The following is a 22,190-nucleotide window of genomic DNA, read 5'->3' as shown; positions in this document are numbered from 1 at the left end:
AACCGGACATCACGCCAGGTGACGACCTGGACAGGCGTGCGACACGCCGGAGCCTCCTCGGCTCAGATCGCCTTCGCGTCGGCGGTCTTCCAGCCCGATTCGGTGTAGACCATGCACATCACGACCCGGCTCTTGTCGATCCGGGAGCCCTCGATGTTCTTGTTCTTGGTGGTCTGGTTGACGAAGGCCAGGAACTCGATGCCGCCGTCGTAGCTGGGGCCCTTCTTGGGCGAGCAGGTCGCGTCGGCCTCGACGGTCGCCACGTCCACGACCTCCGACTCGACGGTCGCCTCCTCCTTGACCACGGTCTTCTTCAGCTTCTTGGTGGTCTTGGCGTACTCCTCGCTGAAGTAGCCGGTCGTGTGCGCCTGACCGTTCTTCACCGAGTCGCCGAAGTTGCGGTAGTCGTAGGAGAACATGGCCGCCGCCGCGGTGCGGGCGTCCTTCTTGGCGTCGGCAAGCTCACCGGTGGAGCGGCCGAACAGCCCGGCCAGTTGCAGCCCCGAATTGCCCGAGCCCACCCAGGTGACGCCCGCCAGCAGCACCGCCGCCAGCGCGATCAGCGACAGCAGCTTGGTCATGTGCCGCCACTCACCGATCGACCAGGGCTCGCGCTTGTAGCCGGCCAGCGAGGAGCGGGACTTCGGCGAGGGACGGCGCGGGGCGGAGCCGCCGCGCGGTGAGGGACGGCGCTTGGCGCCGGACTTGGGGGTGGTCTTGGACGACTTCTTGGGCGCCTCGTCCTTCTCGACCGTGACCGCGCGTTCCCGGGAGGTCTTGGAGCGGGTCACGCCGGAGCGATCCCGCAGTTTGCGGGGGACGTATCCGCTCATTGCGCCATCTCCATCTTCGCGATCTTCCAGGTGCCGTCGACGAGGGCCATGTTGACCTTGATCCGGAAGTGGTCGGTGCGCGGGTCGGGGATGCCGTCGCCGTCCTTGTCGCCGTCCTGTTTCTTCTTGTCGTCCTTCTTCTTGCCCTTGTCCTTGGAGTCGTCGATCTTGTTCTTGAAGGTGGTGCGGGTGTCGGCGGCCAGGATCACGGTCGCCGAGTCCGAGTCGCCCTTGAGGTAACCGGCCTTGAGGATGTCGGGCTTGCGGGTCGCGCCCGACTCCTGCACCGACTTCTTGACGGTCTTCTCGCCCTCGATCCACTCGTCGGCGAAGTCGCCGGTCGCGAGCTCCTCGACGTCGGCCAGGTTCTCGTCCACGGTCCCGGGCGACACCGTCAGGATCTTGGTGACGACCTCGCGGGCCGCGTCGACCGGGTCGGTCTGGGAGCTGCCCACCCGGGCGCCGTCGAACCATTTGAACCCGAACCACACGCCTCCGGCCAACCCGCCCAGGGTGATCACGAGCAGGATGACGTTCAGGGCCTGCCAGGTGCTCTTCGCGCCGAGCAGTTTCCCTTGTTTCGATTTCAAGACATCACTCCGGTCAACAGCAGGGATTTCCACGACTCCTCGCCGGCCAGTTCGTACTGGCCACCGGTGCTGCCGAACTGTATCGGCATACCGTCACTGTCGACCAACAATCCGGTCAAGGGGTCGTAACCGTATCGACTCGACTCGGTATCGGCGTCGCCACCTTGCGCGGTGCCCTCGCCGTCGTCGTCGGAGTCGCCGTCCTTGGACGCGCCGCTCTCGGGCAGCGGCACCGGCTCGATGGCCGGGCCGGTGGCGCCGGGGGCGTGCTGCCAGCCGCGCACGGCCGAACCCTCGCCCTGTTCGCCCGCGGTGCACTCGTAGCCGTCGTTGCCCTCGCCGTAGACGCACGGCGGCGGGTTGTCGAAGTTGAGGACCAGCCCGAAGTGCGCGGTGCCGTCGCCGGGGGTCACGGTGGAGCCGCCGGAGATCACCATCGGGTAGGTGACCAGCACCTCCTCGATGTTGGGCAGCCGCTGCACGGCCACGCCGTTGACCGAGATCATGTTGCCCAGCAGGGTGCCCAGGTTCGGGTCCAGGTCGTGGATCAGCCCGGAGACCTCGTCGGCGGCCTCGGGGCCGACGTCGAGCAGCTTGCGGATGTCCTTGTCCGACTTCTTGACCGTCGTGGTCAGTTCCGACAGCTTGTCGGCCCAGGTGCGGATCGCCGAGGCCGAGTCGTCCTGGGTCTCCAGGACGGTCTTGCCGTCCTTGAGCAGGTCGACGGTCTCGGGCAGGTGCTCGGCGGCGTCGTCGATGAGGGTCTGGGTGGCGTCGAGCATCTTGTCCAGCGATTCCTCGTTGCCCTCGAAGGCGGCGCCCAGTTCGTCGATGACGACCTTCAGGTCGTCGGGGTCGACGCTTTCCAGCAGGCCGTCCAGATTCGCCAGCAGCTGCTCCATCGGCAGCGGGGTGGCCACGTCGTCCACGACGTCGCCCTCGCCCAGGTACGGGCCCTCGGCGGTGTTGGGGCGCAGGTCCACGTACTGTTCGCCGACGGCCGAGCGCTGCGCGACCACGGCCTTGACGTCCTTGGGCACCTTGGTCTCGGAGTCGATCCGCAGTTCCATCCGGGCGCCCTTGCCGTGCAGCTTGACCTCGCCGACCCGGCCGATCGGCACGCCGCGGTAGGCCACGGCGGCGTGCTCGTAGGCGCCGCCGGTCTCCTTGGCGTCCACGTAGACCACATAGGACGAGTCGAACCAGCCGAGGTAGCGCACCCCGACGAACGCGATGCCCAGCAGCGAGATCAGGGCGAAGACGCCGATCTGGAGCCGCAGCTTCCGGGAGATCACGGTGCCTCCTCCTCGTCCTCGTCCTCGTCGCCGGTGATGCCGCCGCCGAGCAGGTCGTCGATGCCGCCGGTGATGGGGTCGATGCCGCCGCCCTCGGTGCCGCCCGGGGTGGACTCGGGGTTGTCCGGGTCGGCCTGCTTGATCGGCTTCTCCCCCAGCGTGTTGCCCAGGACGTTCTCCAGGCTGCCGTCGAGGGTGATGTACAGGTTGACGAAGTCGTCCTCGATGGTCTCGGAGACGTTGGGCGGGAACGGGTACGACCCGGCCAGCTCCAGGCCCTGCGGGAAGTGGTCCCCGGCCTTGACCAGGTTCTCCAGCACCGGTTGCAGGTCCTGCAGGATCGCGACGGTCTCGTCGCCGCTCTGCTCGATCACGTCCGAGCCGACCTCGCCGAGCTCACCCAGCGCCGTGATGGCCTCGGTGATCATGCCCTTCTGCTTGGCCAGCGTGGTGACGCCCGGAGCGATGGCGTCCAGGGCCTCGCCGATGGTCTCCTTCTGGTCGGCCAGGTCCCCCGACAGCTTCTCCAGCGCCTCCAGCGCGGTGACGATGTCCTCGCGCTGGTCGTCGAGGCTGGTCATGAAGGTGTCGAGTTCGCCGAGGCTGTCCTTGATCTCGCCCTCGCGGCCCTGCATCATGTCGGACAGCTCGGTGTTGATGGTGCGCAGCTGTTCCAGGCCGCCGCCCTGCAACACCAGGGCCACCGCGCCGAGCACTTCCTCGACCTCGGCGCCCTTGTCGGTGCGCGACAACGGGATCGAGTCGCCCTCGCTGAGGCTGCCCGCCGGTTTGGACTCGGTGGGCGGCGCCAGTTCGACGAACTTCTCGCCCAGCAGGCTGGTCTGTCGCAGTGCGGCGATCGCGTTGCGGGGCAGTTCGACGTCGTCGTTGACGCGGATCTTGACCTTGGCGGTCCACTTCTCGGAGACCGTGATCTCCTCGACCTGTCCGACGGTCACGTCGTCGACCTTGACCGTCGAGTACGGGACCAGGTCGGTGACGTCGGCGAACTCGATCGCCACCTGGTAGCCGTCGCCGCCCTCGCCGCCGGGCAGCGGTGCCGAGGAGCAGCCCGCCAGCGCCGCCGCGGCGATCACGGCGGTCAGCTTGGCGACGTTGGCGCGTCTCATGTGTCCCCCAGGATGGACTCGCCCTTGCCGACCAGCGACTTGAGCTCCTTGGGCATCTCGGCTCCGCCCTCCGCCAGCGAGTCGGCCAGGTCGAAGCAGGCGGCCGGGACGTCCTCCAGTGCCACCGCGGTGGCGATGTTCGCGCACAGGAACCCGGCCGGGTCGTAGGGGCCCAGCAGGTCGTCGCGGGTGTCCATGGTTCCCGAGCGGGAGTTGTAGGCCAGGTCGAGGTTGGTCAGCGCGACCGGCGCGTAGTCGAGGATGTTGATCAGCGACTCCTGCTGCCGGGCGAAGACACCCGACAGGTCGGACAGCTTCTCCACCGACTTGGTGAGCTTGTCGGCGTTCTTGTCGACGAACCTGCCGATGTCGGCCAGCGCCACCGACAACTCGCGCAGCGCCTTGGACAGGGTGCCGCGTTCGTCGGACAGCTGGGTGGAGACCTCGGCGAGCTGTTCGTTGAACACCTCGACCTCGGCGTCGGACTCGGCCAGCATCTTGGTGAACTCGGCCAGGTTGTCGACGGTGCCCCAGATGTCGTCGGAGTGCTCGTTGAGGACCTCGGAGACCTCGCCCAGGTTGTCGAGCGTCTCGCCGAGGTCCTTGCCGTTGCCCTTGAGGTTCTTCTTGGCGGTCGCGATGGCCTCGCCCAGCGACTCGTCCTCACCGAGGGCTCCGGCGAACTCGTCCAGCGACTCGTAGACCTCGTCGAGTTCCAGCGGGACCACGGTGCGGTCGGGGCCCAGTGTCGTGCCGCCCTCCAGCCGGGCGCCGCCGGTGTAGGCGGGGGCCAGCTGGACGTAGCGGTCGGCGACGATGCTGGGCGGGATCACGATGGCCTTGGCGTCGTCGGGGATCGGGTAGTCCTCGTCGATGCGCAGCCCGACCTTGACGATCTTCCCCTTGGGCTGCACCGAGGTGATCTCACCGACCTTGACGCCCAGCACCCGCACGTCCGAGCCCTCGTACACGCCGACGGCGCGGGTGAACTCGGCGGTGACGTGGCGGCCGTTGTTGGACAGCGCCTGCCAGGTGAAGAAGGCGGTGGCGGCCAGGACGACGACGACGAACAGCACCGTCACCGGGTTGCGCATGAAGCGTCGCATCAGCCCACCTCGACTTCGTAGGGCTGGAGGAGTCCCTCGATATAGGAGTCGAACCAGCGGCCGTTGGAGGTGACGTTGGAGAAGGCCTTGAGGAACGGACCCATGTTGGTCAGGGTCTTCTCCAGGTTCTCCTGGTTGTCCTTCAGCAGGTCCACGACACCGTCCAGTTTGGTCAGCGCGGGGGCGAGGTCCTTCTCCTGGTCGTCGACGAGGCCCTGCAACTCCTCCGACAACGTGACCGTCGAGGCCAGCAGGTCGTGGATGGCCTCCTTGCGGTTCTTGACCTCGCCGAGCAGCTTGTTGCCGTCGGAGACGAGTTTCTTGAACTCCTCGTCGCGTTCGGCCAGCACCTTCGTCACCGAGCGGGCGCTCTCCAGCAGGTCGCCCAGTTCCTCGTTGCGGGACGAGATGGTCTTGGACAGTTCGCTGATGCCCTTCAGCGATTCGTCGACTTCGTCATTGGTGTCGGCGAAGGTGTCCGACAGGACCTCCAGCGCGGTGCCCAGCTGGTCGGTGTCGATCTCGCCGACGGTGTCGGCCAGGTTGTTGACGGCGTCGACGACGTCCAGCGGGGTGGCGGTGCGCGAGGTCGGGATGGTGTCGTTCTTCAGTTCGCCGTCGCCCTTGGGCTCGATGGCCAGGTAGCGCTGACCCAGGACGGTCTTGAGCCGTACCGAGGCGGCGGTCCGGTCCCCCATCGTGACGTCGCCGTCGATGCGGAAGTCCACGTCGACGTGCGGTTTCTGGGTACCGAGACCGGCCAGGTCGACGCTGGTTATCTTGCCGACCTTGACACCGGCGACCCGCACCTCGGTGCCGGGGGTCAGCCCGGCCGCGTCGCGCAGCTGCGCGGTGTAGCTGCTGCCGGAGGCCAGCAGCACCAGGTCGTCCATCTGGAAGGCGCCCAGTACCGCCATGATCGCGATGACCAGCGTGATCGCGCCGGTGCGTTTGACGTTGCGGGGTTTGGCGGCCTTCTTGCGGCCCCGGATCTTCTTCAGGCCCAGCGCGCGCCGGGCCTTCTTCTTCTCGTCCGCCATCAGGAACCACCTCCCGTGGCGTCGCAACGCGGCTGCGGGGAGTGGATCGCGACCGGGTTGATGGTGACCTCGTCGGTGACGCCCAGTTCCCCGTCGAAGTCGCACAGGAAGAAGTTGAACCAGGAGCCGTAGGAGGCGGTCGTGGTCAGTTCCTGGTACGTGTTGGGCAGGTCGTGCAGGGCGTCCTCGATGGTGGCGGAGTTGTCCAAAAGCGTCGTCGACAGCTCGTCCAGCGCCGAGATGTCGGCGTCGAGGGCGGGTCGGGCGTCGGTGACCAGCTGGCTGGTCTGGGTGGTGAGGGTGCCGATCGAGGAGACCGCCTCGCCCAGGGCCTCGCGGTCCTCCGACAGCCCGGACACGAACTCCTGCAACCGGCCGATCGAGGTGTCGAGCTCCTCGTCGCGGTCGGCGACGGTGGACAGGATGTCGTTGAGGTTCGTGATGACCTTGCCGATGGTCTCGTCGTTCTCGGCCAGTGTGGAGGTCAGGGACGCGGTGTGGGACAGCAGGCTCTCCACCGTCGAACCCTCGCCCTGCAGCGTCTGGATGATCTCGTAGGACAGCGAGTTCACCTCGTCGGGGCTCAGTGCCGCGAACAGCGGCTTGAACCCGTTGAGCAGCACCGTCAGATCCAGTGCCGGGGAGGTCTGGCGCACCCCGATGACGTCGCCGGGTTCCAGGTTCTTCGCGCTGGGCGACTCCCCGTCGGCGGCCTGGGTCAGGGCTATATATCTCTGTCCCACCATGTTGCGGTACCGGATGGTGGCGTGGACGCTCTCGGGGATGTCGCGGTCCTCGTCCAGGTCGAAGGTCACCTTCGCCAGCGGTTTGTTGCCCTGCTCCAGTTCGACGTCGTCGACCTCGCCGACCTTGGCGCCGGCGATGCGCACCTCGTCACCGGGCAGCAGGCCGGTGGCGTCTTCGAACATGGCGGTGTATCCCGCCGCTCCGGGCAGGCTCACACCTCCCAGCGCGTCGGTCAACAGCACCAGCGCCAACGAGGTGATCACCGCGAAGACGCCAAGCTTCAGCCCCGACCCGAACGTCGTGGGGCCGGACCGTCTGGCCACAAGTCCTCCAAGGTGGACGAGAATACTGGGGAGTAATAAAATTCGTCCGATCAAAGCAGGTTAGCGAACCGCCGCACGTTTGGGGAATAGCGACCCAGGTAACAATCCAGAAACAACGCAGACATGTCCATCGGCCTATTCGGCGCGCGTCAGCGCTGCCGGACCAGCTTCAGGACGTCCATGGCGCAGCCCCACGACAGCGTCACGCCGGAACCGCCGTGGCCGTAGTTGTGGATGAGGCCGTCGAGGTTGGGGTCGCGTTCCACCCGGATGCGGGAGCGCTGCGGGCGCAGTCCGACACGGCGTTCCACCACCCGGGCCCCGGCGAGCCGGGGGTCGATGCGGGCGCAGCGGTCCAGGATCTGGCGTTCCTGGTTCGGGTCGTAGGTCATCGCGTCCACGTTGGTCTCGGTCGTGCCGCCAAGGACCACCTTGTCGCCGTGCGGGAAGATGCAGGTCAGGTCGTCGCCGTCGATGTTGTCCTGGAAGAAGTCGGTGATGCCGGGGTTCTCCACCACGGTCAGCTGGCCCCGGCACGGCACCACGTCGACGTCGTCGAGCAGTTCCCTGGCCCCCAGGCCGGTGCAGTTGACGACGACCGGGGCGACGCTCAGCGGGACCGACAGCGAGGTCAACGGCGCGATGACGTCGATGCCGCCACCGCAGTAGCTCAGCCGCTGGCTCAGGTAGCTGAGGTAGCTGGGCATGTCGACCAGCGGGATGGTGTACCGCCACGCTCCCTTGTAGCCGGTGGGGTACTCCCCCAGTTCGCAGTCGCGGAAGTCGGGCACCTCGGTGGCCCAGCGGGGGGCGGCGTCCATGTTCTGGTAGGCCTCGACCCCGCTCGACAGGTGCACCCCGCTGCCGTACTCGGCGGCCAGCTGGACGAACACCGCCCGGCTCACCGCGCTCCAGCGCGGCACCGCCTCGTGCCCGGCCAGAAACGGTCCCCAGCTCGCTCCGGCCATCGCCGAGACCGTCCGCAGTGGTGGATCGCTCGTCATGACCCGGACCGCCAGTCCGGCCTCGGCCAACACCACCGCGGTGGTCAGCCCGGAGACTCCCGCACCGACCACCAGCGCGTCATAACCCTGTGGTCCGGTCATCAGGCCATACTACGCAATGGCACTGCGTGCCGGTGTCACTAATTTGACAGTCATAAATGCATAGTTGCCTATACGATTACGTTGAGGGGCATGCGTTCTCACGAAAGGGCGTGAGTTTCACGTGGTGGTGTACGGAGAGATTCACACAGGTCTCATCCAGCATTCCCACGCGCTCTCGATCCGCGGCACCACCGAACTGCTGGCCATCGCCCCGGGCGAGCGGGTCCGGGTTTCGGCCCGGCCGTTGGCATACGCGCGATCGCCGGAGTTCCTGACCGGACTGGACTGCCGACTTCCCGTGCACGGCAGGACGACCCGCGCCGTGGGCACCGCCATCGGGCGCGCCGTGGCCGTCGGCGGCCGGATCGTGCAGGGCTCCACCTTCACCGAACTGCGGCGCGGCGACCGGCCCTACCGGCTGCCGTGGTCGCACTACCTGGCCCGGCCCGGTGTGCTGGAGACGATCGGCAAGTGTGATCTGTCGAAAATGGTCACCGACGTCGGCGCCGAAACCCTGGCCCGCGACGCCCTCAACCTGGCCGCCGTCAGTCAGCGGACCCTCGACCTGCTGCGACGCCGCCCCGGCCTCGACCGCCGGGCCCCGTTTCGGGCCCGGAGCACCCGGCTGCGCTGGATCGCCTACACGCCCGGCGAGTTCGCCTCCCGCCCGGACGACACCGCCACCGTCTCGTTCACCATCAAGGACTCGCCGCAGCGCATCCTGATCCTGCGCTCCCGCGAGACCGCCCCGCGCGCGCTGGCGACCCTGTGCGAGGACATCGCCGTCCACGACTGGCTGGTGACGACCCTGTCGGAGATCCTGGACCGCACCGGGATCGGCAGCCGCGACCGCCCCGAGGTGATCGCCCGGCTCTTCCCCACCATCGACCACCTGCTGCCACTGTGGATGCCGTCGGTGCGGGTGGAGCCCTCGCTGCGCGGGGTGTGGCCCGCGCTCGAGAAGAACCCCGGCTTCACCCGGCAGTGGGAGAACCTCGTGCAGCGCATCCGCGATCAGTTCACCGTCGCCGCGGTCACTTCGGCGATGCACGCGCCCCCATAGAGATTGCGAGGACTCTCGTGGCCAGTACGACCGATCCCAAATCCCCTTCCTCCCGTCGGCTGACGATAAAGATCGTGGCGTCGCTCGTCGTCGGTGCGCTGACCTACTTCATCACCGAGGAACTGCTCGGCGACAACAAACCCATGGCGATCATGACCTCGGTGTTCATGGCCGGGGTGATCTTCGTGGCGCAGTTCCTGTACGACGTCGACTCGCGGATGACGAACCTCGGCGAGACGATGGACTCGCATCTGGACAACGTCGAGCTGAAACTCAACAGCAACATCGACGACCTCGGGCACGGGGCCCACCTGGTGCAGTTGCTGGCCAAGTCGCGGCTGCCGGTCGACAACGCCGACGGCCTGGTGCGCGACGCCATCGAGGTGGACGCCAACCACCCGGAACTGGCCGCGTCGCTGGCCAAGGCCGAGATGGTGCGGCTGGGGGCCTTCATGCGGGAGCTGCGGTACCAGAAGACCGCCGCCTACCAGGGCGAGGACCGCGACTGGCTGCTCACCCTCGCCGACAAGTCGCGCGAGTCGATCAAGGCCATCAGCCTGGCTACTGTGGACGCCGGTGGGCACAACTTCGTCGACGGCGGCCTGTGGCGCTCCGATCTGGGAATCCGCTACCTCGACCTACAGGAGATGGCGATCCTGGAGCGGAAGGTGCGGGTGCAGCGCATCTTCGTGTCCGACCTGCCCGACGACTCCTCGAAGTCGCTGCTGTCGGGAATCGTGATCCCGCAACGCGACCTGGGCATCGAGGTGCGGGTGCTGCACCCGGAGCGGATCCGGGGCACCGCGGCGTCCAAACTGCACGACTTCATCGTCTTCGACGACCAGCTGGTCTACGAGACCACCGCCGCCGCGCGCCGCGACCCCAAGGACACCCCCCGGACCCTGACCACCAAGATCACCGTCAACGAGACCGCGGTCAAGGACGCCGCGAACTTCTTCACCCTGCTGTGGGACCAGGCCGAGAAACCGGCCGACATGCCGCCGGACCGGGACTGACCGGGAATCGGGTCGCCGTCGCTGCTAAAACGTAGGGGTGACGAAATCGATCGCCGTCATCGGCGAGGCGGTGGCCGACGCCGTGGCGGAACCGAGCGCCACCGACGGGGCGCTGCGACTGGAGGTGCGCCCCGGCGGCGGACCCGCCAACACCGCGGTGGCGCTGGCCCGGCTGGGCAGCCCGACCCGGTTCTTCGGCCGGTTGTCGGGCGGCGTCCTGGGGCAGCTGCTGCGCACCCACCTGGAGAAATCCATGGTGGACCTGTCGGGTTCGGTGACCGAGCGGCGGGAGGCGACGCTGGCCATCGCCGCGATCGACGACAGCGGCGGCGCGGCCTACGACTTCTACATCGACGGCACCGCCGACTGGCAGTGGAACGAGGACGAACTGGCCGCCGCGGCCACCTCGTCGGTCGTCCACACCGGATCCCTGGCGCTGGTGCTGTCGCCGGGCGCCGAGGCCATCACGGCGACACTGCGCAAGGCCCGGCCGCGCGCCACCGTCTCCATCGACCCCAACGTGCGTCCCGCGATCGCCTCGGCCGAACGGTATCGGCGCGGCCTGGACGCCTGGGCCAGCCTGGCCGACATCCTCAAACTCAGTCAGGACGACCTCGACTTCACCCACCCCGACACCGACGCGCGCCGGCTGTGCGAACGCTGGCACACCCTCGGCTGCCGCCTCATCGTCATCACCCGCGGCGCCCATGGAGCGGTGGCCTCATTGGACGGCGAATGGGTCAAGGTGGCGGCCCGCCGCGTCCACGTCGCCGACACCATCGGCGCCGGTGACGCCTTCACCGCCGGACTGCTGCACCGGCTGACGGTGCGGGGGCACCACGGCGGACGGCTCGACCGGCTCGACCTGGCGACCCTCACCGACGCGCTGGAACTGGCCGCCCTGGTCGCGGCCCGCTGCTGTGAGGTCCCCGGCGCGGATCCGCCGTGGATCGGCCAACTGGGACCGGGGCACTGAGGCTCTGGCGATCTCAGCGGCCGGTGAAGACGTACTCGAGCCGGTCGACCGGCTCGGAGGGCAGCCGCATCCGTTCGGCCTTCGCGCGCCGCAGCACCTCGGCGTCGACCTCGGACTCCACCGCGATCTGGTTCAGGATCACCCGCACGGCGTCCTCGACCCGCAGGAACCGGCTGTCCATGATAGATAGTGTCCGGTAGGCGTTGAAGGGGTCGGCGCCCTCCTCCAGCCGGGTCACCGCGGGCATCTCGTCCCAGGACGAGGGCAGCGCCTCGGGGCGGGCGGCCGGGACACCGACGGCGTCGCCGTTGTCGCGCAACAGTCCCAGCCGCAGCAGCTGCCAGACCGAGGCCAGGTAGGCGCAGGACCAGACCCGTTCGTCGGCCTCCTCGCTCCACAGTTCCACGTCGACGAACACCGAGTGCCGGTTGGCCGCGGTCTCCTTGGGCGGCTGCCAGTCGGTGCGGTGGCCCATGGCGTAACCGGTGCCGGGGGTGTGGCGTTCGCCGGAGCGTTCGCCGTTGGACAGCCAGCCGCTGACCGAGGTCGGGGGCCGGTTGCCGTTGTCGCCGGGGATGGGTTCGGCGACGATGCGGGCCTCCACCAGCCGGGCCGGTCGCACCTCGCCGTGGGCGGCGCAGGCCGACTCGCGGGCCAGGTAGTCGATGCGCACCCCGGCACGGTGTGCCAGCTTCTCGATGCGCGGCACCACCTCGCGCGGCCCGCCGAAGTGTCCGAAGTAGTCGTCGACCATGAAGCAGGTGCTGACGCGGGGCCGGGTGCCGGTGAACTCGGCGGCGCGGGTCTCGGCCGCGCGCACCCAGCCGCCGATCTGGCGGAAGAACTCCACCAGGGAGTCGTCGTCGGCCTCGTAGTCCTCGCTGTACAGGTGACCCAGTTCGATCGACAGGTGCGACAACGGCACCGACTCGACACGCGACGCCGCGGTCTCCTCCAGGAACTCGGCCTCCGCGTGGTCCGGCTCCTCGCCGGTCACAGCGCCTCCCAGGCGACGTCGTCGGTGAGCCGGTCGGCGAGGTCCTCGAAGGCCCGCACCGTCGCGACGTTGGCGATCTCGCGGGTGTGGGTGTCGGACTCGGTGAGGATCTGCTCGCGCCACTGCAGTACCGGGTCCAGTGGCACGTCGCCGAGGGTGTTGGCGCGCCCGATGGCCTCCCGGCTGGCGAGCTTGTTGAGGCTGTCGTTGCAGTCGTGCAGCCAGGCCACCTGCGGGGCCCGCAGCCCGGCCAGGTCGTCGGCGTCCGGGTCGACGACGGCGGTGCGCACGTAGCGCACCGACTCCCGCAGCCTCCGCTTGTCGTGTCCCAACTGGACACCGATGTCCAGGATGCCGCGTTCGCCGTCCAGCAGTCCGGCGGCGGCCAGGATGTGCTGCCGGGTCCATCGGTGGTGGATCAGCCAGCGGGCCACCACGCCCTCCATGTCGGGGGCGGCCAGCGCGCCCAGCACGATCTCGGCGGCGTAGGACCGTCCGGCGGACAGGTCCACGATGGAGATGTCGAACTGCTCCTCCAGGCGCAGGAACAGATCGGTGCAACGCTCCACGATCTCCGGCGAGGAGGCGAACTCGCCGCCACCCCGGTCGCCGGGCATCAGCACCAGGTCGCCGGAGGTGTCGGGGCGACGGCGGATGCTGTTGCGTTCGGACTTGTCCCACACGTTGACGCGATGCGGGTCGGGGGTGTGCCCCAGCAGGTATTCGTGCAGACCACCGGCGTCGGTACCGCGCGCGACGACCTCGATGCCGAAGACCGCCCCGGCCGTCGGCGAACCGAAGTCATAGTCCACATAGCAGACGTTCTTGCCGCGCAGCGCGCTGCGATAGGCCAGGTTGCAGCTGGTCACCGAGCGGCCGGTACCGCCCTTGTCGGAGGTGGCGAATACCAGCATCGTCAGTCGCTCCAGTCACTGCCGCGTCGGGCCGCGTCCAGTTTGTCCAGGTCCCGCAGCGTCTCCAGCAGGATCGCCACCGAACTTCCCGGCCGCGACTCGATGATCCGCTGGGCCCGCACCAGGCGGGCGTCGGCCTCGCGCAGTGCCTCCTGGATCGGCTTCGCCATCCGGACACCGCCGCGCTGCAACTCCTTGTCGTACAGCTGTTTCGCCTCGGACAGCAGCTCGTCGGCGAAACTGATCAGCCGCTCGCTGCGCAGTGGCTCGGCCGAGGCCAGGTCGGAGGCGTAGACCAGTCCCTCCACCACACGCAGGGTGATCTGCCAGGTCGGGTCCGGCCGGTCCTTGACGCCGTCGAACACATTGGACGGCGCGTCCCACAGCCCCCGAGCCGCCGGTTCCTCGCTCTGCCGTCCCCGGATGTGCTCCCAGACGTCGTCGATGAGACTGGACATCCGGGCCCGCAGCTGGTTGTCCTCCAGCAGCCGGGTCAGACCGACGATGCGCTTGAACACCAGCGCCGCGTAGTCCAGCATCTTCCAGCCCAGCAGATCCGAACCGGTGGACTCGATGCCCGACAGTTCGGTGTCCATGCCGACCGCGTGCATCGGGATCGCCGGGTCCTCGCGCAGCGGACGCCGGGTGATCCGGCCCCGGTTGGACAGTTCCCGCAGGACCTCGCCCAGGCGCCACACGTCCCGGTCGGGCACGTTGCGGGCGTCGAACTCGCGGATCGAGATCGAGGTGATCAGGAGACTGAAGTAGTCCTCGGCCTCGCCGTCGGTGGTGCGCCAGGGCAGGTCCTCCAGCGGCCACCGGCCCTGGCTGAACGTGGCCAGAATGGACCAGTACCGCTGGGTCAGGTCGTAGCGCAGCTGGATCGCCTGCGCCAGCCGCTGTTGCTCTTCGTCCAAAAGGGCCAGCAGCCGGGTGCGCTCGCTGAACAGGTCCGAGACCGCGTCCAGGGCGACGACCGTGAAGTACAGGTAGGGCGCGTCCAGGGCGACGCCGTCGCGCTGTGTCTCGGGATTGGGCAGGAACTCGATCTTCGGCGCGCCCTTGATGACGCCCCAGGACCAGCCGACCTCGTAGAGCCGGGTCGACGCCGACAACTCGCCCGGGTCACCGGATCCCAGTCGCAGGTCGCGCAGACCGGCGGTGACGTCCTGGAGGTCGGCGCGCAGCCGGTCCAGCGCCTTGCCGGGCGATTCGGAGGTCTGGTTGGCGGTGGCCAGCATGATCTCGCCGGGCAGCGAGTCGTAGTCAAAGGTGTTGACCGTGAAGCTGCGCAGCAGTCCGGTCATGGCGGCCGTCAGCCGCTGGCTGGCCAGTCGTTCCAGGTTGGTCGCGTCGTCGATGAGCGACTCGCGGGTGAGCATCACCCGGAACGACCGGGCGAAGTCGATGACCGACAGGGACAGCGTGACCGACAGCGCGAAGCCCTCCACGATGTCGAGCCGACGCGCGTCCTCCGGCGGTTTGTCCCCCTCGTAGCGGGTGAAGTGGTTGGCGCCGTTGAACAGCGGGATCCCGTCGACCTGGTGCATCTCGTAGTACTCGGTCAGGATCTGGATCAGCGTCCGGGGCGCCTCGACCGCGTCGCCGAGCCCGCGCAGCGACTGGGCCACGTCGTCGTAGGTCTCGTTGGGACGGCTGAAGCGCAGCGTGTTGATCTCCATGACCGGGGACATGAGGCACAGCATCTGCTGCGCGTTGATGACCGAGTCGGGTTCCTTCCCGCCGGCCCAGTGCCATTCCCCGTCTCTGAAGGAGTTGTTAACGAGAGCGCGCCAAACATCGAGCAGTTGCTGTCTGGGCTGAATCTTCATCGTCCCGCCATAAATCACTCGCCGCCGAGATCAGTCCGGTTGCGACGATCATGCCGTCATAGCCGTCCCGCAGCGGATGTTCGAAAGTAACCTCAGTGGTCAGCACCTCGGAAGTGATGCCCTGGAAACACTGTGCCACATGCGAACTGTTGATCGCAACCGCCGGAAAGGCCGTGTCGTCCACACGGTACCCGTGTGACTCCTTCATGAAGGCCGCCGCGAACGGAGCCCCTGGCAGCAGGGCACCGGCGAACTTCGCGACCGCGAGTCGGAACTCGTCCATGTCCTGGGTCAGCGACTCGGCGACGAAGAACATGGTCCCCATGCCCCAGCGGCGTCGCGGCAGGTCGAAGATGCTGCCCTGCGTCACCCGCGCGATCGACGCCAGCCGCTGCCGGGGGTCGGTGATCTTCGAGTACTCGGGGCTCTGCTCCAGCACCCCCCAGAACTTGTCCCAGGAGTGGTCGTACGCCTTGATCTGCTCCCGCAACCACTCCACATTGGAGTTCGAGTATTCGTAGAGCTCGATGTCGTCGCAGAACGGCAGCATGGACAGGGTCGGGTACAGGTTCGGCCCGGCGCCCACGTCGATTCCGGTGACCGGTGCGTCCGGTGCGGTCGCGGTGAAGTGGTCCCTGATGATCTCGAGGATCTCGCGGTCGTCACTGCGCAGATCCCGGTAGTTGTGCTGCTGGTACGACTCCGGGTTGAACCGGTCCCACTCGTACGCGTCATTCAGGGCCCGTTGAGATGTAGAACCCGACATATCTTCGCTCCAAGGTCGGCGGTTGGTCCGTGGTCAGACGTGGGGCCGACCGCTGCCGCTTCAGCCCGTCAACGTGGTGAACGAACCAGATAGCCACGACGATACGGCTTGGTGTCCCTGCCATTCAATCGGCGTGAACTTCTGACGGCTATCAGGAATAGGACAAAGTCTCATTTTTTACTACAAGATTCCAGCGGTCGCCGACGGGTCTCGTCGAACCATCAACAGTACCGTGTGGACCTCAGCCGCGTACAGGGGGCCGGGAAAGCTTGGTACGAACGGACAAGGCGAACCACCAAGTGATTCCGAAGATGAGACCCACCCCGGCGAGCGACCAATGGAAGACCGGCCCGCATACCAGCAGTGCCGCCTGGATCACAGTGCCGCCGTGCCAGGCCCAGGCCTTGCGGGCCCGCGCCGCGCACACCACGCACGCCACCGTCAGCACCAGGATCACGGTGATGGCCCAGCTCAGGTTGTCGACGCGCATCATCCGCATGGGCACAATGGTCAGCAGCAGCACCAGGGCTTCCAGGATCAGGACGATCGCGCCCAGACCGGCGATGGCCCGCAACGGATCGCGCAGTCCCGAACGTTGGGAGTCGTCCGGCTCGGCCTCGACCTTGTGATCGTCCATCATGTCCTCACCAGCAGTTTGCGGGCGTCGCCGACCATGTGCACCGAGCCGGTGATGAGCACACCGGCGCCGCCGTAGGCGGCCTCGCCCTCCTCGGCCAGCGTCACCGCCGACTCGATCGCGTCGGGCAGGTAGGGCATCACGGTGATCTGCTCGTCGTCGAAGACCTCGGCGGCCTCGCGGGCCAGCGCGGCGACCGGTTTGGCGCGCTCGGAGGTCGACTGGGTCACCACCAGGTGGTCGCAGACCGGTTGCAGCAGCCGCAGCATCTCCACCGCGTTCTTGTCGCCGAACACGCCCAGCACCACGATCAGCCGCCGCAGCGAGAACTCCTCCTCGACGGCGGCGACGGTGGCGGCCATCCCGGCCGGGTTGTGGGCACCGTCCAAAAGCACCACCGGCGCGGTGCGGACCCGCTCCAGCCGTCCCGGCGAGGTGACCTCGGCCAGCCCTTCGGCGACGACCTCGCCGTCCAGGGTCTTGGGGGTCCCGGCACCCAGCAGCACCTCGGTGGCGGCCAGCGCCACGGCGGCGTTCTGCGCCTGGTGTTTGCCGTGCAGCGGCAGGAACACCCCGTCGTACACCGAACCCGACGGGCCCTGGAGCGCCAGCTGCTGACCGCCGAGGGCGACCTTGCGGTCGGCGACGTCGAAGGAGCGGCCCTGCGCGATCAGCCCGGCCTTGACCGCGTGGCAGCGCTCCACCAGCGGGATCATGGCCTCGGGTTCCTGCGTCGCGGTCACCAGGTTCGAACCGGGGTGGATGATCCCGGCCTTGGCGGTGGCGATGTCGGTGAGCGTCTCCCCCAGCCAGCGGGTGTGGTCGACGCCGATCGGCGTCACCACCGCGACCTCGGCACCCAGGACGTTGGTGGCGTCCTCCTCGCCGCCCAGGCCCACCTCGACCACCGCGACGTCCACGGGAGCGTCGGCGAACGCGGCGAAGGCCAGCGCCGTGGTCATCTCGAAGTACGTCATCGACTCGTCGAAGCGCGCGTCGACGAGTTCGGCCAGCGGCGCCAGTTCCCGGTACAGCGCGGTGAACCGCTCCTCCGACACCGGTTCCCCGTCGACGCTGATGCGTTCACGCACCGAGTCCAGGTGCGGGCTGGTGTAGCGCCCGGTGCGCAGGCCGTGGGCCCGCAGCAGCGACTCGACGATGCGGGCCGTGGAGGTCTTGCCGTTGGTGCCGGTGATGTGGATGGCGCGAAACGACTTCTGCGGGTCGCCCATCACTTCCAGCAGCGCCTTGATGCGGTTCATGTCGAAGTTCATCCGCGAGAATCCGCGGGCCTCCAGGGCCGCGGAGACCGCGAGGTACTGCGAGTGTTCTTCAGCGGTAGTCAACGAGTCCTCCCCGGCGCGGGTGTCACCCGACGATCATCGCCGCCGGGTCGCAGCGGTTCGTCGCCGGGGTCACCGGGCCGTGAACGGTCTCTCAGCCGACCGCCGTGCGGCAGCGCTCGGTTTCGCGGACCACGTAACCGTTCTGGGTGGCGATGGTGCGGTCGTAGCAGGGGGCGTCGCCCGAGACCCGGTACCGGTGTTTCGAGACGCCCTTGGCGTGCCGGTCCCCACGGGGAACGTCCAGATAGAAGGAGGCCTCGCCGCTGTAGGTGTCCCGGACGCGGTAGCGCTCCCGGTCGCCGCTGGCGCCCGCGGTGGTCACCTTCTTGGCGTCGGACATCTCGATCTTGGTCGACAGCCGGTTGTCGGCGTCGACGTCGACGCGGCCGTCGAGGCCGAACTCGCGCTGGACGGTGCGTTCGCTGGCGACGCCGTCGCCGGCCAGCACCGAGCGGGTCTGGGTGTCGGTCAGCGACGCGGACAGTTCGTCGGGGTGCTGGCCGGGGCCCCAGGAATGGGTGGAGCTCATGCCGACGGTGCGTTTCACCGTGGTCATGACGGCGCCGTGCGAGGTGGCCAGCCAGCCGGTGGCGGTGTGGGAGTGCTCGGCCTCGACGCGCACCGACTCGGCGCCGTCGTCGTTGGAGCGGTGGACGTCGTTGACGGGCCGGGTGGTGTCGTCGTCCATCAGGCCGCCCTTGACGACGCGGCTGCCCTCGTCCTGCCAGCCGCGCAGAGCCACCGGTGTCGACCAGCCCTTGGAGTCGGGGTCGACCCCGGCGACGTGGACGCGGATCTCGTGGCTGTCACCGTCGTTGAGCGCGCCCAGGTACGGGGTCAGGTCGTAGGTGATGGGACGCAGGTCGAAGGTGCGCGGCGCGGGCAGCGTGTACCACAGGAACGGGTTCGACCACCCTCCGGTGTAGACATGCGGGTAGGGCGCGGCCACTCCGGCCAGCTGGCCGTCGATGAGGACCTGCACCTCCCGGTACGGGCCCGAGCCGCTCTCGCAGTCGTAGCCGGAGTCGGTGGGCGCGGCCAGGTACCAGAACTCCTCGCAGCCGCCGCCGGAACCGGTGGCGTACACGTCGGCCAACAGCCGCTCGGTGTTGCGGGGGGTGCGCAGTTTCCCGGTCAGGTCCGCACCGTCGGTTCCGGTGTCGCGCAACGGAAGCACGGTGTCGGCGGCGGAGGCGCGCGGGTGCTGCGCGTCGGTGGCGTAGAAGGTCAGGCTGACCCGCACGTCCAGCACCCCGGTGTAGGTGTCGTCGACGACGTTGCCGAGCGTCATCTCGGTGTCGTGCCCGGAGCTCAGCAGTGCGGCGTAGCCGGACAGGTCCTTCTCCTGGGTCCAGGCGATGCCCTCGGGCGAGGGTTCGGGCGTCGAGGTCTTGAACACCGGCACGCCGCCGATGGTCAGCTGGCCGAGCCGGTCGTACTGGCGGCCCTTCACCTTGCCCTCCAGCCGAAGCACGATCTTCGACCATTCCTGTCCACAACCGGTCGGGGGCTTGAACTCGCCCTTGACCGGCTCGGAGTCGTCGAATGAGTGGTCGACGAGTTCCACTTCGCAGGACTCCGTCTTGGGTTTGTCGACGGGTTTGACGGCGGTGCGGGGATCGTCCCAGTCGGAGCCGAACTCCTCGGGGACTTCGCTGGCGGCCGCGGGCAGACTGAGGAAGGCGACCGAAAGGGCGGTGGTCGCCAATAGGGCTAGTGCGCGTCGCATGGGACGCTCCTCGGGGCGGGGGCAGGAGGGCTTTAGCTATATAGACGTCTCGATGGGCTCGAGTGGTTCCCTGAGCATATCGGGTATCTGGTCCTCTTGCCCCCGCTCGTTCCTTAAATTTCGGCGCGCTGCAGGATCTCGACGGTTCCGGTGTCGCCGTTCACCCGCACCCTGTCACCACTGTGGATCTTCGTGGTGGCGGTGCCGCAGCCGACGACGGCCGGGATGCCGAGTTCGCGGGCCACGATCGCCGCGTGCGACAGCACCGCGCCCACGTCGGTGACCACGGCGGCGGCGCGCGGGAAGATCGGGGTCCAGCCGATGTTGGTGACCTTGGTGATCAGGATGTCGCCGACGCCCAGCCGGTCGCCGTCCTCGGGATCGTCGAGCACGACGGCGATCCCCTCGGCGACGCCCGCCGATCCGGCCGCGCCCACCACCGCGTCGCCGACCGGTGCGGCCGCGCCGTCGGCGTCGAAGGCGTCGGTGCGGCGGTTCGGGTCGGCGGCCCAGGTCTCCGGTTCGAAGCGGCCCCGGATGTAGGTCGGGTACACCGGCAGCGACCGGTAGTGCTCGTAGGTGGCGCGGCGGCGCGCGACCACGTCCAGCACCGCGGTGTCACCCTCCAGCAGCCGCAACAGTTCGGGCAGGTGCAGGAAGAACACGTCATCACCGATGCCGGTCAGTTCCCCGGCGCGCAGCACGAATGCCCGCAGCACCCAGAACGACCGGACGCCCTCGGAGCGGCCCGCTTCCCGGCCCCGGGCGGCGATCCCGGCGTCGGTGAGCCGTCGGCGCAGTTCCTTGACCTGCCGGGGATGCCGTTGCGCGAACCGTTCCAGCGCCGCTTCCCGGGTGGAGTCCTGCCGGGTGAGCAGCTGCGCCACCGAGGTGGTGTCGGTCAGTCCGGCCAGCCGCCGTTCGATCCACTGGGGATCTTCGGCGGGCCGGGGAACCGAGACCTCGAACTCGTCCGGGCAGCGGTGTCCCCAGCGGGCCACGAAGGTCTCGCCGTCGATCTCACCGGCGGCCAGCTGGCTCAGCCCCAGCAGCGGGCCGAGACTGGCCAGGCCATCGCCGTCGGCGTTCAGTCCGGTGACCAGCGCGTTGGTGTCGGCCTCGTCGGCGTACTTGCGCAGCCAGGGCCGGATCCGGGCGGCCTGGGCGCCCTTGAGCCGGGCCCCGGACGCCAGCAGTTTCCCGCCCTCGTACAGCAGTTTCCCGGCGTCGCTGTCCCACAGGGCCCGCAGCTCGACGGCGTCGGTGGCGGCGTTGATCCGGGCGCGGGCGGTGTCGCAGCGTCCCGGGAACGCCGCGATCCGCTCGGTGAAGTCCTTCTTGACGGTGTTGACGGCCTTGACGAATCCGGCGGTGGCCTTCAGGGTCGCGCGGATGACGGCCCACCGCGACATCGGCAGCGCCGGGGCGGTGATGCCCTCGGGTTTGCGGCCGAAGGCCTGTTCCATGGCGTCGTTCATCAGCTTGGTGATCCCGAAGGCGTGGCCCAGCGCCTCGACCATGCTCAGGTTCAGGTAGAACCGGCCGCCGATGTTGCCCGACAGCCGATGCTCGCCGATCGTCGCGGCGGCCATCGCCTCGGACACGAAGATCTCGGTGAACGACCAGGTGATGGGGGTCATGACGCTGGGGATGGCCTCACCGAGGTTGGCCGAGGTCCACAGGTAGTCGCCGTTGACGCTGTCGTTCCAGGTCTCGCGTTCGGCCTGGGGTTCGGGCAGGTTCGTGATGGGACGGGCCTGCACCAGCCGGAAGCCGTCGTCGATCGCCCACTCGATGTCCATGGGGCGGCCGTAGAGTCGCTCGACCTTCGCGCCGATGTCGGCCAGTTCCCGCACCTGGGCGTCGGACAGGACGGCGGCCTGCCGCCGTTCGGGCGCCACCTTCTCGGTGCGCACCCCGGTGTCGGTGCGCAGCGTCTCGACCGCCTTGTCGCCGATGGTCCTGTCGACGACCGCGCCGTTGGCGACGGTGTAGGAGTCGGGGGTGACATCGCCGCTGACCAGCGATTCGCCCAGCCCCCAGGCGGCGTTGACGACGATCTGGTCGCGGGCGCCGGTCAGCGGGTTCGCGGTGAACATGACGCCCGCGGCCTCGGCGTCGACCATGCGCTGCACGACGACGGCCAGCGCGACGTCGGATGCGGGAATGCCGATCCGGGACCGGTACTCGATGGCCCGGTCCGTCCACAGTGAAGCCCAACAGCGGCGCACCGCGTCGACGACGGCCTCGGTGCCGGACACGTTGAGGTAGGACTCCATCTGCCCGGCGAAGGACGCGTCCGGCAGGTCCTCGGCGGTGGCCGAGGAACGCACCGCGACCCGCGCGGCCCGGCCCTCGGACACGCGGCCCGGCTCGGCGGCGCCCGCGTCCGGCTCCGGCGCGCCGAGCCGCCCGTAGGCCTCGATGATCGCCGCGCGCACCTCGCCGGGCAGCTCACCGTCGGTGAACAGCGGCTGGATCCGCTTCGCGGCCCGGCGCAGCGACGCCGGATCGCCGGGCGTCGACTCGGCCAGCGCCTCGGCGATCTGTTCGGCCGCACCGGTCTCGGCGACGAAACGCCGGTAGGCGGCGGTGGCGAGGTGGAAACCGCCGGGCACCGGCAGACCGGCGCGGGCCAGTTTCGCCAGCGATTCGCCCTTGCCGCCGACCGTGGCCAGCACGGCTTCGGGGGCGTCGAATGCGAGCCACAGCTTCTCGGACATGGAGATCGACCTTCTTCTTCG

Annotated in this window: 19 protein-coding genes; 3 read left to right on the top strand and 16 right to left on the bottom strand. The window is 68.6% G+C overall.

The genetic code is table 11. The annotated features are described in order from the left end of the window. Nucleotides 1-62 precede the first annotated feature (62 nt). The 8 genes from SNAS_RS05810 to SNAS_RS05775 all read right to left on the bottom strand — a co-directional run bounded on the left by SNAS_RS05810 (nt 63) and on the right by SNAS_RS05775 (nt 8,170). Entirely contained in the window at nt 63-833 is a 771-nt protein-coding gene (locus SNAS_RS05810) for a hypothetical protein (protein WP_013016456.1), read from the bottom strand. After that, on the bottom strand, nt 830-1,423 hold the full coding sequence (locus SNAS_RS05805; protein WP_013016455.1) for a hypothetical protein: 594 nt from the start codon (nt 1,421-1,423) through the stop codon (nt 830-832). Before SNAS_RS05805 ends, SNAS_RS05810 begins: the two co-directional genes overlap by 4 nt. Further along, complete coding sequence (locus tag SNAS_RS05800; protein ID WP_013016454.1) at nt 1,420-2,718, bottom strand: MlaD family protein; 1,299 nt, start codon at nt 2,716-2,718, stop codon at nt 1,420-1,422. Before SNAS_RS05800 ends, SNAS_RS05805 begins: the two co-directional genes overlap by 4 nt. Next, nucleotides 2,715-3,848, bottom strand: a complete 1,134-nt coding sequence (locus SNAS_RS05795) for an MCE family protein (protein ID WP_013016453.1) — start codon at nt 3,846-3,848, stop codon at nt 2,715-2,717. Before SNAS_RS05795 ends, SNAS_RS05800 begins: the two co-directional genes overlap by 4 nt. Continuing rightward, nucleotides 3,845-4,954, bottom strand: a complete 1,110-nt coding sequence (locus tag SNAS_RS05790) for an MCE family protein (RefSeq protein ID WP_013016452.1) — start codon at nt 4,952-4,954, stop codon at nt 3,845-3,847. The genes SNAS_RS05795 and SNAS_RS05790 overlap by 4 nt, the downstream gene beginning before the upstream one ends. Further along, the gene (locus tag SNAS_RS05785; protein WP_013016451.1) at nt 4,954-5,994 is read right to left on the bottom strand and encodes an MCE family protein; all 1,041 of its coding nucleotides are present in this window, start codon (nt 5,992-5,994) and stop codon (nt 4,954-4,956) included. Before SNAS_RS05785 ends, SNAS_RS05790 begins: the two co-directional genes overlap by 1 nt. Beyond that, nucleotides 5,994-7,064, bottom strand: coding sequence for an MCE family protein (locus tag SNAS_RS05780; RefSeq protein ID WP_013016450.1), 1,071 nt, complete (start codon nt 7,062-7,064; stop codon nt 5,994-5,996). Before SNAS_RS05780 ends, SNAS_RS05785 begins: the two co-directional genes overlap by 1 nt. 149 nt (nt 7,065-7,213) lie before the next feature. Beyond that, nucleotides 7,214-8,170: an FAD-dependent oxidoreductase gene (locus tag SNAS_RS05775; protein ID WP_013016449.1), complete on the bottom strand. Its 957-nt coding sequence runs from the start codon at nt 8,168-8,170 to the stop codon at nt 7,214-7,216. A gap of 121 nt (nt 8,171-8,291) precedes the next feature. Here SNAS_RS05775 and SNAS_RS05770 point away from each other — a divergent pair, with 121 nt between their 5' ends. From SNAS_RS05770 to SNAS_RS05760, 3 genes are read left to right on the top strand one after another with little or no spacing between them, the layout of a single operon-like run. Then, entirely contained in the window at nt 8,292-9,233 is a 942-nt protein-coding gene (locus SNAS_RS05770) for an SCO2521 family protein (RefSeq protein WP_013016448.1), read from the top strand. Nucleotides 9,234-9,250: 17 nt separating this feature from the next. Next, nucleotides 9,251-10,249 carry a hypothetical protein gene (locus SNAS_RS05765; RefSeq protein ID WP_013016447.1) on the top strand — a complete coding sequence of 333 codons (999 nt, stop codon included), beginning with the start codon at nt 9,251-9,253 and terminating at the stop codon, nt 10,247-10,249. A gap of 37 nt (nt 10,250-10,286) precedes the next feature. Next, complete coding sequence (locus SNAS_RS05760) at nt 10,287-11,225, top strand: carbohydrate kinase family protein (protein WP_013016446.1); 939 nt, start codon at nt 10,287-10,289, stop codon at nt 11,223-11,225. A 13-nt stretch (nt 11,226-11,238) separates the two neighbouring features. On the opposite strand, the gene SNAS_RS05755 is transcribed toward SNAS_RS05760, so the two are convergent. From SNAS_RS05755 to SNAS_RS05720, 8 genes are all read right to left on the bottom strand, one after another. Further along, nucleotides 11,239-12,222: an SCO2522 family protein gene (locus SNAS_RS05755; RefSeq protein ID WP_013016445.1), complete on the bottom strand. Its 984-nt coding sequence runs from the start codon at nt 12,220-12,222 to the stop codon at nt 11,239-11,241. After that, a complete protein-coding gene (locus SNAS_RS05750; protein ID WP_013016444.1) occupies nt 12,219-13,136 on the bottom strand; it encodes an SCO2523 family variant P-loop protein in 918 nt (305 codons plus the stop codon). The genes SNAS_RS05755 and SNAS_RS05750 overlap by 4 nt, the downstream gene beginning before the upstream one ends. A 2-nt stretch (nt 13,137-13,138) precedes the next feature. After that, nucleotides 13,139-14,968 (bottom strand): SCO2524 family protein, encoded by a 1,830-nt coding sequence (locus tag SNAS_RS05745; RefSeq protein WP_013016443.1) that lies wholly within the window; start codon nt 14,966-14,968, stop codon nt 13,139-13,141. Further along, nucleotides 14,916-15,734: an SCO2525 family SAM-dependent methyltransferase gene (locus tag SNAS_RS05740; RefSeq protein ID WP_013016442.1), complete on the bottom strand. Its 819-nt coding sequence runs from the start codon at nt 15,732-15,734 to the stop codon at nt 14,916-14,918. The genes SNAS_RS05745 and SNAS_RS05740 overlap by 53 nt, the downstream gene beginning before the upstream one ends. Nucleotides 15,735-15,975: 241 nt before the next feature. Further along, entirely contained in the window at nt 15,976-16,374 is a 399-nt protein-coding gene (locus SNAS_RS05735) for a DUF4233 domain-containing protein (RefSeq protein WP_211207327.1), read from the bottom strand. Beyond that, nucleotides 16,371-17,717, bottom strand: a complete 1,347-nt coding sequence (locus SNAS_RS05730) for a bifunctional folylpolyglutamate synthase/dihydrofolate synthase (RefSeq protein WP_013016440.1) — start codon at nt 17,715-17,717, stop codon at nt 16,371-16,373. The genes SNAS_RS05735 and SNAS_RS05730 overlap by 4 nt, the downstream gene beginning before the upstream one ends. A 91-nt stretch (nt 17,718-17,808) precedes the next feature. Further along, entirely contained in the window at nt 17,809-19,446 is a 1,638-nt protein-coding gene (locus SNAS_RS05725; RefSeq protein WP_013016439.1) for a peptide-N4-asparagine amidase, read from the bottom strand. A 113-nt stretch (nt 19,447-19,559) separates the two neighbouring features. Then, nucleotides 19,560-22,169 (bottom strand): PEP/pyruvate-binding domain-containing protein, encoded by a 2,610-nt coding sequence (locus SNAS_RS05720; RefSeq protein ID WP_013016438.1) that lies wholly within the window; start codon nt 22,167-22,169, stop codon nt 19,560-19,562. Nucleotides 22,170-22,190 lie beyond the last annotated feature (21 nt).

Origin of the sequence: Stackebrandtia nassauensis DSM 44728 (genome assembly GCF_000024545.1) — a bacterium.
GTDB classification, from domain to species: Bacteria; Actinomycetota; Actinomycetes; order Mycobacteriales; family Micromonosporaceae; genus Stackebrandtia; species Stackebrandtia nassauensis.
This window is presented reverse-complemented; position numbering and strand designations above follow the sequence as displayed.

Bases quoted from the DNA above. Each gene is read 5' to 3' on its own strand.
- SNAS_RS05810 (WP_013016456.1), bottom strand. From the start codon at position 833: ATGAGCGGATACGTCCCCCGCAAACTGCGGGATCGCTCCGGCGTGACC.
- SNAS_RS05795 (WP_013016453.1), bottom strand. From the start codon at position 3,848: ATGAGACGCGCCAACGTCGCCAAGCTGACCGCCGTGATCGCCGCGGCG.
- SNAS_RS05790 (WP_013016452.1), bottom strand. From the start codon at position 4,954: ATGCGACGCTTCATGCGCAACCCGGTGACGGTGCTGTTCGTCGTCGTC.
- SNAS_RS05785 (WP_013016451.1), bottom strand. From the start codon at position 5,994: ATGGCGGACGAGAAGAAGAAGGCCCGGCGCGCGCTGGGCCTGAAGAAG.
- SNAS_RS05775 (WP_013016449.1), bottom strand. From the start codon at position 8,170: ATGACCGGACCACAGGGTTATGACGCGCTGGTGGTCGGTGCGGGAGTC.
- SNAS_RS05750 (WP_013016444.1), bottom strand. From the start codon at position 13,136: ATGCTGGTATTCGCCACCTCCGACAAGGGCGGTACCGGCCGCTCGGTG.
- SNAS_RS05745 (WP_013016443.1), bottom strand. From the start codon at position 14,968: ATGAAGATTCAGCCCAGACAGCAACTGCTCGATGTTTGGCGCGCTCTC.
- SNAS_RS05740 (WP_013016442.1), bottom strand. From the start codon at position 15,734: ATGTCGGGTTCTACATCTCAACGGGCCCTGAATGACGCGTACGAGTGG.
- SNAS_RS05735 (WP_211207327.1), bottom strand. From the start codon at position 16,374: ATGATGGACGATCACAAGGTCGAGGCCGAGCCGGACGACTCCCAACGT.
- SNAS_RS05725 (WP_013016439.1), bottom strand. From the start codon at position 19,446: ATGCGACGCGCACTAGCCCTATTGGCGACCACCGCCCTTTCGGTCGCC.
- SNAS_RS05720 (WP_013016438.1), bottom strand. From the start codon at position 22,169: ATGTCCGAGAAGCTGTGGCTCGCATTCGACGCCCCCGAAGCCGTGCTG.